Below are 12,167 nucleotides of genomic sequence, written 5' to 3' on the forward strand. Positions count from 1 at the left end.
AGCTGTCCTTCCCTTACGGCTGGTGTGCGGCGGTAGTTAGCCTAGCCGCCGCACACCGTATGGCCCTATTCGGGGAAGACCGTGCCTACTGGCCGAGCTTAGGCAGGTCGGCGGACGGAGCGGCCGGGACAGCCGGGACCGCTGCCTTGTCAGCAGCGCCGGGGACGGCCGGGGTTGCGGGGACAGCCGGCGTGGCGGGGACAGCCGGGGTGGCCGGAACGGCGGCAGTCTCGTCAACCTTGGCAGTGGCGGTGCGCTGGCCGGCTGCGACCCTGGCCTCAGCGGAAACCTCGGCGCCCTTGACAGCAGGGGTCTTGACCGCAGGAGTCTTGACAGCAGGGGCCTTGACGGCGGGGGAAGCCGGAACTGCGGGGACAGCCGGGAGCTCGGGAGTAGCGGGGACGGCGGGCGTAGCGGGGGTCACCTCTGCGTGCTGTGAGCCGGAGACCTGGGCCGCGTTGGCCAGTCCGATGCCGGAGAATCCTCCGACGGCGATGATGGCGGCTCCGACAGCAATCCTGGTGGTCTTGCTAACACTCTTCATAAGAAAAAACATCCTTTGTTCGGTTGAAGGCCGGGCTGGAGGCTGATGGGGACACCCTCCGGCCCGGCGCTTACACGGAGGTAATCGAAGCGCCGGGGCCGCAGGTTACGCGCAGGCCGGAATTACCTCGGAACGGGATGTGCCGCTGCGGTGGGCCCGCCTTAGTCAGGGGCCAGTGCACTTCAGAAGAGGCGGAGCTGCCCGCCGGGAATGCCGTCAACGCCGGCTTCGGGCAGCATCTGGATCAGGGCGTTCACGCTGAGCACATCGCCCAGGTCCAGGAGCAGCTCGTCGATGCAGGTCTGGCCGTCCAGCACCGGAACCGCAGTCAGGCAGTCGCTGTCATCGGTGCTGAGATTTCCCACCTGAGTGAGCTTATTGCAGACCGCCCGCGGCCAAAGACCGACACTCCGCCCTGCTGCCGGCAACGAACAGCGGCGGGCCACCTCAGGGAGGTGACCCGCCGCCGTCGGACTGCCCAGGATGTGGCCGGGTACGTCAGTCGTTGATCAGATCGTTGACAACGATGGTCTGGTCCCGGTCGGGGCCTACGCCGATCGCGGAGAAGCGCGTGCCGGAGAGCTTCTCGAGGGCCAGGACATAGTTGCGGGCATTCTCGGGCAGATCAGCCAGCGTACGTGCTCCGGTAATGTCCTCGGTCCAGCCCTCGAAGTACTCGAAGATGGGCTTGGCGTGGTGGAACTCGGTCTGCGTCATGGGCATTTCGTCATGCCGGACGCCGTCGACGTCGTAGGCCACGCACACCGGGATCTGTTCGATGCCCGTGAGGACGTCAAGCTTGGTCACGAAGTAGTCCGTGAAGCCGTTGACGCGGGAAGCGTGGCGGGCCAGGACGGCGTCGTACCAGCCGCAACGGCGCGGACGGCCGGTGTTGACGCCGAACTCGCCACCGGTCTTCTGCAGGTACATGCCCATCTCATCGAAGAGCTCGGTGGGGAACGGGCCGGCGCCCACACGCGTGGTGTACGCCTTGATGATGCCGATGGAGCGCGAGATGCGCGTCGGGCCGATGCCGGAGCCTACGGAGGCGCCGCCGGCGGTCGGATTGGAGGACGTGACGAACGGGTAGGTGCCGTGGTCCACATCCAGGAACGTGGCTTGGCCGCCCTCCATGAGAACTACCTTGCCTTCGTCCAGGGCCGTGTTCAGCACGAGGGTGCTATCGATGACCAGGGGACGCAGTCGCTCCGCGAAGGAGAGGAAATACTCAACGATCTCGTCCACCACGACGCTGCGCCGGTTGTACACCTTGACCAGGAGTTCATTCTTCTGGCGCAGCGAGCCTTCAACCTTTTGGCGCAGGATGGATTCGTCGAAGACGTCCTGCACACGGATGCCGAGGCGGGCCACCTTGTCCATGTAGGCGGGGCCGATGCCGCGGCCGGTGGTGCCGATGGCGCGGCTGCCGAGGAAACGCTCGGTGACCTTGTCCAGCACCTGGTGGTACGGGGCTACGAGGTGTGCGTTTGCGGAGACGCGCAGCTTGGACGTGTCCGCGCCGCGGGCCTCCAGGCCGTCAATCTCCTGGAACAGCGCCTCGAGGTTCACCACGCAGCCGTTGCCGATGATCGGAACTGCGTTCGGGCTCAGGATGCCGGCAGGAAGGAGCTTAAGCTCATACTTCTCACCGCCCACGACGACGGTGTGCCCGGCGTTGTTGCCGCCGTTCGGCTTTACGACGTAGTCGACGCGGCCGCCGAGCAGGTCAGTGGCCTTACCTTTGCCTTCGTCGCCCCATTGGGCTCCGACGATCACGATTGCTGGCATGGGATCCTCCCCCATTCGTTCGGGCCGACTTCCGTTTCATCCACCGGGAGTTTCACCGCGGTGTCTGGCCGGAAGGCAGCGCCGTTCATGAGAATGCCCCGGATGTCAGCGACCGCACCCTCGGCGTTGGCCGATGGACAAAGACGCAAGAGTTCCGGGGCTCTTACCACCCAAGTTTAGCCGATGGCCAGCGGATGTCTTGCTTTGCCGTCCGCTGCCGCGCCTGTTCCGCGGGAGGCGTGCGGTGCAGTGAGCGGTACATTTTGCGGGGCTTGCTAAACTGATAAGGATCGACCATGAATCGATCCACACCACATTTCAAACCGTCCCGGACTTGGCGCGCCCGTTTCCGGTACGGCAGCGTGACCGAGCCCCGCAGGAGACAAAGCACTTACATGACAGCCCTGGCTACTGAATCTTTCCGTGAACAACTCCTGAGCCGCCGCTACGAACCCAGCGTCGCCGCTGTTAATGAATTGTGCGACTCCCTGCAGAGCACCAAGCCGGGCACTCAGGTGCCGTATGTCGACCCCATGCACGACGTCGACGAATGCCGCATCATCAGCCTGTACTCCAACATCGGCACGGCCTCACCGTCGGGCTTCATCACCCCTGGCGACGACGACGCCGCCGCCCGCATGCTCGGCGTGCAGTGGAAGCTCGGGCTCCGGCCGGAGTACATCATGCCGTGGAATGTGCACCCGTGGCACACCCCCGGCGAACCGAACGGCAAGTTCACTCCGGACCAGATTTCCGCCGGGCTCAAGCCGCTGCTGAAGTTCCTGGCGCTGGTCCCGCGCGCCTCGGTGATCGTGGCCCACGGCACCGAGGCCAACAGGCTTGCGGGCCTGCTGCTCAAGACCGAGGTTCCCCTGCTGTGGCGCCGCGGCCTGAAGACGTACAAGGTCCGCTCCCTCAGCGGCCGCGCCTTCGCCGGAACCCCTGCCCGGCAGCAGCAGTACCTCGACGAAATGCACGTGGCATACGCTGACGCGATGGCCCGCACAGGTCTGGCAAAGGCCGCCAGCTAATCCCCACCTGCCCCCTGACCTCGCAAGCTCGGTCAGGGAACCCGGCAGTCGTGGGCCCACGACCAATAACGACGTCGGCCCCTCACCTTTTTGGTGAGGGGCCGACGTCCTTAATTCAGTTGAGGTTCTCGCCCTGGATGGCTGCCTTGGCCGCCGGGTCAGAGTCGTTGAGGAACTTCTCGATCCGTTCCGGCTCCTCGGCCTCATTGATGGCGGCCGAGGCGCGTCCCAACGAGTAGAGCGCGCGCAGGAAACCGCGGTTCGGCTCGTGCTCCCACGGGATGGGCCCGACGCCGCGCCAGCCGTTGCGGCGGAGCGAGTCCAGGCCGCGGTGGTAGCCGACACGTGCATAGGCGTAGGAGTCGATGGTGCGGCCCTCGGCCCAGGCTTCCTCGGCCAGCACGGCCCACAGCAGTGAGGATGTGGGGTGCTTTTCCACGAGGTCCAGGGCTTCCTGGCCCGCGTCCAGCTGCGCGTAGACCTCGGTCTCGGCGGGCAGGAGCGTGGGTTCGGGGCCCATAAGGTTCTTGCGGAACTCGTCGGACATGACTAGAAGGTCTTTCCGGCCGAGCCGAGCTGCTTGGTGGCTTCCACAACACGGGCTGCCAGGCCGGCTTCGGCCGAGGCGCCCCAAACGCGGGGATCGTAGGTCTTCTTGTTGCCCACCTCGCCGTCAACCTTCAGCACGCCGTCGTAGTTCTTGAACATGTGGTCGGCCACCGGACGCGTGTAGGCGTACTGGGTGTCGGTGTCGATGTTCATCTTGATGGTGCCGTAGGAAACGGCGTCGGCGATTTCCTGGTCGGAGGAGCCGGAGCCGCCGTGGAAGACGAGGTCGAACGGGTTTTCCTTGCCGATCTTGGCACCCACCTGGGCCTGGATGTCCTTCAGGATCTCCGGGCGCAGCTTCACGCCGCCGGGCTTGTACACGCCGTGCACGTTGCCGAAGGTCAGCGCGGTGATGTAGCGGCCGTTCTCGCCGGCACCCAGTGCGTCGATGGTTGCCAGTGCGTCTTCCACCGTGGTGTAGAGCTTCTCGTTGATCTCGTGCTCCACGCCGTCTTCCTCGCCTCCGACGGTGCCGATCTCGACCTCGAGGATCATCCTGGCGGCAGCGGTGCGCTCCAGAAGTTCACGGGCGATGCGCAGGTTTTCCTGCAGTGTCTCGGCGGAACCGTCCCACATGTGCGAGTTGAACAGCGGGTTGCGGCCTGCCTTGACCTCGGCTTCGGACGCAGCAAGCAGCGGGAGGACGAAGCCGTCCAGCTTGTCCTTGGGGCAGTGGTCGGTGTGCAGCGCGATGTTGACGCCGTAGTTCTTGGCGACCTCGCGGGCGAATGCAGCGAAGCCCAGGGAGCCGGCAACCATGTCCTTGGTGGAGGCACCGGACCAGTAGGCCGCACCGCCGGTGGAGACCTGGACGATGCCGTCGGACTCGGCCTCGGCGAACCCGCGGAGGGCCGCGTTCAGGGTCTGGGAGGACGTGACGTTGACGGCCGGGAATGCGAAGCCGCCCGCCTTTGCGCGGTCGATCATCTCGGAGTAGATCTCTGGGGTTGCAATGGGCATGCTGACTCCTAAAGTGAATTTCGTCTACGGGTTGTGTTGACCCTGGAGTGAACCTCGTCGGCTAGCACCCATCCTAGCCATTTCTGCGCGGGGGCAGTGTTTCGGGTCACGGGTCCGGGTAACACTTTGTTCCGGCCCGGCTGACGGACAGCGGCTACACGTACTGGCCGAAGACGTGGCGGCGCACCCACGCGTGCATGGCAATCGCCGCTGCCGAGCCTGCGTTGATGGAGCGAGTGGAGCCGAACTGTTCGATCGACAGCGTGGCCGCCGCGGCTTCATGCACCTCCGGCGTCAGGCCCGGCCCTTCCTGGCCGAAGACCAGCACGCACTTGCGCGGCAGTTCATACGTCTCCAGCGGCACCGAGTCCGGGAAGATGTCGATCCCAATGATCGCCAGCCCCTCCCCCTGCGCCCACGCGACGAAATCCTCCACGGTGGGGTGATGGCGGACATGCTGGTAGCGGTCGGTGACCATCGCCCCGCGACGGTTCCACCGGCGTCGTCCGATGATGTGCACCTCTTTGGCGAGGAAGGCATTGGCGGTGCGCACCACGGTGCCGATGTTCAGGTCGTGCTGCCAGTTTTCGATGGCGATGTGGAATTCGTGGCGTTTGGAATCGAGGTCCGCCACGATCGCGTCGTGCTTCCAGTAGCGGTATTTGTCCACCACGTTGCGCCGGTCTCCGTCCGAGAGGAGGTCCGGGTCCCAGTGGTCGCCCTGCGGCCACTCGCCTTCCCAGGGCCCGACGCCGACCTCGGGTTTAGGCTCCGGCGTATCCTCCGCGGCTGGTTGGGGTTCTGCTGGGGTCCCGGGCGTTTGAGTCACCCCTCAACACTAGACTGGGCTCCGGAAGCAACCATCACCGGCGGAGGTAAATCGTGGCAGAAGCGGATCAGGTAAAGGGCAACCCTGCGGTGTATCGCAGTGGCCAGGAAATCGAGTGCTGGCTGACGGACATGGACGGTGTCCTGGTGCACGAAAACCAGCCGGTCCCGGGTGCGGCGGAGCTGATCCAGCGCTGGGTGGACACGTCCAAGCGGTTCCTGGTGCTCACCAACAACTCCATCTTTACGCCGCGTGACCTCGCCGCCAGGCTCCGCGCCTCCGGCCTGGAGATCCCGGAAGAGAACATCTGGACCTCGGCCTTGGCCACCGCGCAGTTCCTGAAGGACCAGGTGCAGGGCTCCGACTCCGGCAACCGCGCGTACACCATCGGCGAAGCAGGGCTCACGACGGCGCTGCACGAGGCCGGCTTCATCCTCACCGACCAGAATCCCGACTTCGTGGTGCTCGGCGAGACGCGCACGTATTCCTTCGAGGCAATCACCATGGCGATCCGGCTGATCCTGGCGGGCGCCCGTTTCATTGCCACCAACCCCGACGCCACCGGCCCCTCCAAGGAGGGCCCCATGCCCGCCACCGGCGCCATCGCCGCCCTGATCTCCAAGGCAACCGGCCGCGAACCCTACATCGTGGGCAAGCCGAATCCCATGATGTTCCGCTCTGCCATGAACCAGATCGATGCCCACTCGGAAACCACCGCCATGATCGGCGACCGCATGGACACGGACATCATCGCGGGCATGGAAGCGGGACTGCACACGGTACTGGTGCTCACCGGCATCACCCAGCGCGACGACATCGCGGCCTACCCGTTCCGGCCCAACCAGGTGCTGAACTCCGTGGCGGATCTCAAGAACCAGATCTGACAGGCACCTGCTAGAACGGTGTCACTTTCCGGCCGCCGGACGGCAACGGGAACACCTCGTCCTGCAGGGCCGCCAGGATCGGCCGGTAGACGAACGGGTTCCAGCCCGGGCTGGCGTGGGCCGGAAGCGCTCCGTCCGTCTGACGGTCGGAAGACACCATGTTGTCGGCAAACGTCCGGGCCCAGGACTGCCGGGCGGTCTGGTAGTTGACGGTCTGGTCCCGGGGGTTTCCGACGTAGGCCATCCGGGTATCGCCGATCCGGCCCGCGAAGCGGGTGGCGTCGTAGTGGTAGATGTAGGCGGACTCGGACTGGATCAGCACGCTGGACGGCGCAATCGGTGAGAGCTGCTCCAGCGTCTGATCCGTGATCTGCCGCCAGGTCCGTTCGTCCTTGTGCACCACACGCTCACCCAGCTCGTAGCTCCCGCGCAGCACGGACGGGATCCGGAACCCGCTTTCGTACAGGAACACCACACCGTCGAACCAGCTCTGGTCGAGGACGTCGAACTTGCTGTAGGGACTGGAGTCGAGCACGATCAGCGCCACCTCGGTGCCGTGGAGTTCGAGCAGCCGGGCCGCCACCTGCGTCGCGACCATGCCGCCGAAGCTGTGCCCGTAGAAGTACAGCTTGGTGATGTTGTTGGCCCGGACGTGCTCGATTACGGCGATGACTAGCTGGTCGATGTCCAGGCCGAGGTTGGAGTAGCCGACGGCCGCCAGTTGCCCGCGCTGCCGCAGCGTTCCGCGCAGCGAGTTCAGGATCCACTGGGCTTCTTCCCAGCTGGTCTTGTAGCCAGGGAACAGGATCCAGCTGGCGTTCGGGAAATAGCTCTGCGCGAACTCGTCCTCCACCACCAGGATCTTATGGACCTGGCGCTCCTCCTGGACCCGCCGGGTCAGCAGCATGTCCGCCGCCAGCACGGATGAGGCCCCTGCCCCGGCGAGGAACGTCCGCCGGGAGAACCGCTTCAGCTCCGTGGCATGCCGGAGCAGCCGGGCTGCTTCTGCCCCCGGCCGTTCCCCCTGACCCGCCTGACCTGCGGCTCCTTCGTATGGCACTGAACTACCCTAGGCACACTTCAAACCCTAGGCACAGTTCACATACCCGAGGCCATCCCCGGCCAGCTGCTTGAGGGGTGCTTCTCGGCGGACTCGGCCTGTTCCCGGCGGGCGATCTCCTCGCCGATTGCGTCATACCGTGCCAGCAGTTCCTGGCCGGAATGCCCGGCCGGGTCGTCCAACAATCCGAAGATCGAGTCGCTCGCGGCCAGCAGCTCGTCAGAGGAATAGTCGGACAGCGGGCGGAGCCCGGCTGCCTGCAGCGCTTCGGACAGCTCGGACGGGTTGGTCAGCGCCGTGAAGTCCGGGCGGGATTCCGCCACGGCGTGGTCGCGGTTGGACATGACCTCAAGCAAAACCCCTGGCGCAGCTGCGGTGGGGGCCTGCCGGGTTCCGGAGTCGAGGGCATTGAGGTCGACGCGGAGGCCGGCGAGGGCCGATGACTCCAAAAGGGCGGCGTGGGATAGATCCACGGTAATGGGTCCAGAGATGCCCATCCGGCGGACTCGCTGGATTTCGTGTATCAGGCCCGGGCGGGAGGCCTGGGTGAGGCTCCCCCGCACGTCGATCCGAGCGGTGCCGGCGGCGTCGTCGATCTTAATGAGGGGATTGAGGCGGTTATCCATAGGTACTCCAAAAGGGGTGTCTATGGCCGACGGCTCAACCTCGGACAGCCTATCCCGGGGCGGTCCGGTCGCACAACCAGCCGGCAACCGGGTTATCCCGCCTGAACCTTCCCCGGCTCCTCGAAGTGGGTGCGGGCTTCCGCTCCTCCCACCGAATTCACCAGCGACGCAGCGATGTCGCGAAGTTTCACGTTGCTGTGGCTCGAGGCGTCGGTGAGGATCCGGACGGCCGTCTCCTGGCTGCACCGGTTCTGCGCCATGACGATGCCGACGGCGATGTCGATGACGGTCCGCGATTCGAGCGTGGCGCGGAGATTAGTTGCGCTGTCGGTATGCAGCGAAAACCTGACGGCCAGGCGCAGGGCCTGGGAGATCTCCCGCGTGTACCCCCGTGCGCGGGCCGCGGAAATCTCATTGAACTTGTGCGGCACGTCAGAGTAGAGGTTGAGCGCGGCCTTCGCGTCTCCCTGCAGGTTAAAGGGGAGCGACAGCACCGAACGCAGCCCGTGCGAAGCCACCGCGTTAGCGTAATCAGGGCCCCAGCGGTCTTCTTCGAAGAGGTCCGGAACGTGGACTTCCCGTTCTTCCTCCGCGGCGGTCAGGCACGGCCCCTGGGACAGCGAATACTGGATTTCGTCGACTTCGCGGGCGAAGTCGCTGCTCCAGCCGATCGTCGCTGCTTTGCGGTCCCTCAGCAGCGTGATTCCGCAGAGGGCGTCGTCACCGTCTCCTGCCACCTGGTGCGCCGAGTACCGCGCAAGCTCGTTGAGGAAGGCCTCAAAGTCGGCACTCTCCAGAATGAGGTTCTGGATTTGCTCGACACTGCTCAGGGCTTGATCCGACGGGCGCATGACGGGGTACTCCAGGTGAGGGGGTGTTCGGGGGTACGGAAATACTAGGCCACATGGAGTGTGCCGTCCACCAAGGCGTCCGGCCGAGCGTCCGCCAGGGCGGACGGTCAGTTCAGGCCGAGCTCGTCCTTGCCGAAGGCGAACAGGTACGGTACGCCCGTTTCGGCTTCGATTTTTTCCTTGGCTCCGGTGTCGCGGTCGACGATGACGGCAACGGCCACCACGTTGCCGCCGGCCTTCCGGACGCCCTCGACGGCGGTCAGCGCCGAGCCGCCGGTGGTGGACGTATCTTCCAGGACCAGCACCTTGCGACCCTCAACGGAGGGACCCTCGACCTGCCGGCCCATGCCGTAGGACTTCTGGGCCTTCCGGACCACGAACGCGTCCACCGTTCGGCCGGCGTCGGTGGCTGCGTGCATAACAGCGGTGCCCACCGGGTCAGCCCCCATCGTGAGGCCGCCGGCGCACTCAAAGTCGATCCCGGCGTCGTCAATCAGCGAGAGCATGACCTGGCCTACCAGCTTGGACGCTTCGTGGTGCAGGGTGATGCGGCGCAGGTCGATGTAGTAGTCGGCCTCGGCTCCGCTGGACAGGATCACCTTGCCGCGGACCACGGCGAGTTCCTTGATGAGTTCAAGCAGGCGGGCACGGGCGGCAGCGGCATCAAGCGGGGCAGTCATGGGGTCCAGTTTAGTGGGTCCCTGATTTGGAACGGACCGGCGGCAGTAGCCACCGCAAGACGGTGACCCTAGGCGGCTATGCCACAGCCCGCGGTTCCTGCCGCCGGGCGAAGCCGGGCGCGTGCTCAGGCCGCGGCCCGAAGGCGATGAGGCGCGGCATGACCTTCCGGACCGCCGGAACCCGCCGGGCGATGAACGGCAGGACAGCCGGCGGCCCCGCCCGCCTGCCGGTGAACAGCGGAACAAACACGACGCGGTGCATGATCCGCTGGACAGTCTGGACCACCACCGTGGGCATCCACCGCCTACGCTGCACGGCTTCAAGCTCCTTGCGGCTCACCTGCCCGCGCAGGAGGGCTGGGGCAAGCCGCTCCGCCGCAGCGACAGCGTCCTGGATGGCGAGATTGATGCCCACTCCCCCGGCCGGCGACATCGCATGGGCTGCGTCCCCGATGCAGAGCAGCCCGTCCACATACCAGCGCCGAAGCCGGTTGAGCCGTACGTCGAGCCAGTGCACGTCATCCAGTGAGCCGATGGCGTCCAGGCGGTCCGCGAGGTCGGGCCTCAGCGTGCCGACCCGTTCCCTGAACCGTTCCACGCCCTCGCTGCGGATGCGGGCGTCCGAGCCCTTTGGCCCGAGATATCCCATCTGGTAGTAGTCGTCGCGGAACAGCGCGATCATGGCCTCGTGGCCCTTGAACGAGGGCACGATCCCGGCCACTTCGCCCTTTTCCGAGGGGTACCGCGGCAGCTTGAACCACCAGGTGTCGAACGGCACCGGGAATTCCTTGGGCTTCAGGCCGGCGGCCTGGCGCAGCACGGAATGCCGGCCATCCGTGGCTACCACCAGGTCCGCCCGGATGGCGCCCTCGGTTCCGGCCTTGGTCCGGTAGCGGACACCCGTGACCCGGCCGCCGTCGAACATCAGGGACGTCGCGGTGTGTTCCATCCGCAGCGTGAACGTGGGCTCCTCTTCCGCGGCCCGGGCCAGGAAATTCAGGAAGTCCCACTGGGGCATCATGGCGATGTAGTTGTACGGCGGCCGCAGGGACGCGAAATCGCCCAGTGTCACCAGCCCGACGCCCGGCACGGGGAACGCGACGTTGCGCAGCCGGCTCTGCGGAAGCTCGCGGAACGTACCGCCCAGGCCGAGCTCGTCGATGACGCGGATGGTTGACGCGTGCACGGTATCGCCGCGGAAGTCCCGGAGGAAGTCGCCGTGCTTTTCGAGGACCGTGACCTCCACGCCGGCCCGTGCCAGCAGGAGACCCAGCATCATGCCCGCCGGTCCCCCGCCCGCTACAACGCACCCCGTTGTTTCCATGCACCAACGCTACGCCTGTCCGCGCGGTGGGGACACGGGCAGATTTCGGTGCTCATGCCGCTGTCCGGATTGGCCTGCGCTACGGAAACGGACCGGCGCTACGGGAACGGACCAGCGCTACGGGGATTCCCGTAGCGCCAGTCCGTTTCCGTGTCGTCAGGCCGGAACCGTAGCGAAAATCGGAAAGATGCCGCCTAACCGGCCCGCGTCCTGCCGTCGCTTCGGTCGTCCGGACGGGGACGAAGACGGGCAAGTCCCTCCAGCGCGTCGCTCACCACGTGAGCAACTGGGACGGCGATATCGACGACGACGCCGGGTTCGTCGGCGCCGAGCGGTTCCAGCGTGGCGAGCTGGGATTCCAGCAGGGCAGCCGGCATGAAGTGGCCGCTGCGGCCCTCGAGCCGGGAGCCCAGGACCTCCTTGCTGCCGTGCAGGTGCAGGAAGACCGTCTCTGGCGCCTGGGCACGGATGGCGTCCCGGTAGCTGCGGCGCAGGGCCGAGCACGCCAAGACCAACCCGTCCGAACCGGCGCGCGCGAGTTCGGCGCCGACGGTGGCCAGCCAGGGCCATCGGTCCTCGTCGGTCAGCGGCGTGCCCGCGGCCATCTTGGCGACGTTCTCCACGGGGTGCAGGGAATCGCCGTCGAGGAACCTCAGGCCCAGTCCGCGTGCCACGAGGTCGCCGATGGTGGTCTTGCCGCAGCCCGAAACGCCCATGACAATCACCTGGGGCCGGGCGGCGGATCCTTCGGTGCCGCCAAGTGCAGCAAGTGCCGGTGCGATGGGTGCCGGTTCAGCGGGTGCGGATTTTTCGTCGCGCGTTGCCGGTTGTGGGTCACCAGTCATGGACGGTGCCGTCGACCAGGCGGTTGTACGGCAGGTAGGCCTGCTGGTACGGGTAGGTAGCGGCGGCCTCTTCGTTGAATTCGACGCCGATGCCGGGCTTGTCGCCCGGGTGCAGGTAGCCGTCCACGAACGTCAT

Annotated in this window: 14 protein-coding genes and 1 pseudogene; 2 read left to right on the top strand and 13 right to left on the bottom strand. The window is 66.2% G+C overall.

Features of this window, described 5'->3' with window-relative positions:
• Positions 1-85: 85 nt before the first annotated feature.
• From CXQ90_RS22455 to CXQ90_RS16315, 3 genes are all read right to left on the bottom strand, one after another.
• Positions 86-544, bottom strand: a complete 459-nt coding sequence (locus tag CXQ90_RS22455; RefSeq protein ID WP_181038589.1) for a hypothetical protein — start codon at positions 542-544, stop codon at positions 86-88.
• 182 nt (positions 545-726) lie between these two features.
• Positions 727-909, bottom strand: coding sequence for a hypothetical protein (locus CXQ90_RS16310; protein ID WP_104140417.1), 183 nt, complete (start codon positions 907-909; stop codon positions 727-729).
• 133 nt (positions 910-1,042) lie between these two features.
• Positions 1,043-2,332: an adenylosuccinate synthase gene (locus CXQ90_RS16315; protein WP_104140440.1), complete on the bottom strand. Its 1,290-nt coding sequence runs from the start codon at positions 2,330-2,332 to the stop codon at positions 1,043-1,045.
• Positions 2,333-2,727: 395 nt separating this feature from the next.
• On the opposite strand from CXQ90_RS16315, the gene CXQ90_RS16320 reads away from it, so the two are divergent.
• Positions 2,728-3,363, top strand: a complete 636-nt coding sequence (locus CXQ90_RS16320) for a uracil-DNA glycosylase (protein WP_104140418.1) — start codon at positions 2,728-2,730, stop codon at positions 3,361-3,363.
• Between the two features lie 115 nt (positions 3,364-3,478).
• Here CXQ90_RS16320 and CXQ90_RS16325 read toward each other — a convergent pair whose 3' ends face one another.
• From CXQ90_RS16325 to CXQ90_RS16335, 3 genes are all read right to left on the bottom strand, one after another.
• Complete coding sequence (locus CXQ90_RS16325) at positions 3,479-3,910, bottom strand: DUF3151 domain-containing protein (protein WP_104140419.1); 432 nt, start codon at positions 3,908-3,910, stop codon at positions 3,479-3,481.
• Positions 3,911-3,912: 2 nt separating this feature from the next.
• A complete protein-coding gene (gene fbaA, locus CXQ90_RS16330) occupies positions 3,913-4,932 on the bottom strand; it encodes a class II fructose-bisphosphate aldolase (protein ID WP_104140420.1) in 1,020 nt (339 codons plus the stop codon).
• 154 nt (positions 4,933-5,086) lie between these two features.
• The gene (locus CXQ90_RS16335) at positions 5,087-5,761 is read right to left on the bottom strand and encodes an RNA methyltransferase (RefSeq protein WP_104140421.1); all 675 of its coding nucleotides are present in this window, start codon (positions 5,759-5,761) and stop codon (positions 5,087-5,089) included.
• Between the two features lie 53 nt (positions 5,762-5,814).
• Between CXQ90_RS16335 and CXQ90_RS16340 the strand changes: the two genes are divergently transcribed.
• Positions 5,815-6,645 (top strand): HAD-IIA family hydrolase, encoded by an 831-nt coding sequence (locus tag CXQ90_RS16340; RefSeq protein ID WP_104140422.1) that lies wholly within the window; start codon positions 5,815-5,817, stop codon positions 6,643-6,645.
• Positions 6,646-6,655: 10 nt separating this feature from the next.
• Here the strand turns inward: CXQ90_RS16340 and CXQ90_RS16345 are convergent, their stop codons facing one another.
• From CXQ90_RS16345 to CXQ90_RS23015, 7 genes and pseudogenes are all read right to left on the bottom strand, one after another.
• Positions 6,656-7,705 carry a thioesterase domain-containing protein gene (locus CXQ90_RS16345; protein WP_104140423.1) on the bottom strand — a complete coding sequence of 350 codons (1,050 nt, stop codon included), beginning with the start codon at positions 7,703-7,705 and terminating at the stop codon, positions 6,656-6,658.
• A 38-nt stretch (positions 7,706-7,743) separates the two neighbouring features.
• Positions 7,744-8,331 carry a hypothetical protein gene (locus tag CXQ90_RS16350; protein WP_104140424.1) on the bottom strand — a complete coding sequence of 196 codons (588 nt, stop codon included), beginning with the start codon at positions 8,329-8,331 and terminating at the stop codon, positions 7,744-7,746.
• Positions 8,332-8,423: 92 nt separating this feature from the next.
• On the bottom strand, positions 8,424-9,182 hold the full coding sequence (locus CXQ90_RS16355) for a GAF and ANTAR domain-containing protein (protein WP_104140425.1): 759 nt from the start codon (positions 9,180-9,182) through the stop codon (positions 8,424-8,426).
• A 107-nt stretch (positions 9,183-9,289) separates the two neighbouring features.
• Positions 9,290-9,862 (bottom strand): orotate phosphoribosyltransferase, encoded by a 573-nt coding sequence (pyrE, locus tag CXQ90_RS16360; protein ID WP_104140426.1) that lies wholly within the window; start codon positions 9,860-9,862, stop codon positions 9,290-9,292.
• A 76-nt stretch (positions 9,863-9,938) separates the two neighbouring features.
• Entirely contained in the window at positions 9,939-11,186 is a 1,248-nt protein-coding gene (locus CXQ90_RS16365) for an FAD-dependent oxidoreductase (RefSeq protein WP_104140427.1), read from the bottom strand.
• A gap of 194 nt (positions 11,187-11,380) precedes the next feature.
• Positions 11,381-12,031, bottom strand: a complete 651-nt coding sequence (locus CXQ90_RS16370; protein WP_258064560.1) for a gluconokinase — start codon at positions 12,029-12,031, stop codon at positions 11,381-11,383.
• Positions 12,021-12,167, bottom strand: a pseudogene (locus CXQ90_RS23015) (bifunctional D-altronate/D-mannonate dehydratase); the annotation flags it as partial. The pseudogene CXQ90_RS23015 and the gene CXQ90_RS16370, both read right to left, overlap by 11 nt.

The organism is Arthrobacter sp. ZGTC131 (assembly GCF_002929275.1).
GTDB lineage: Bacteria > Actinomycetota > Actinomycetes > Actinomycetales > Micrococcaceae > Arthrobacter.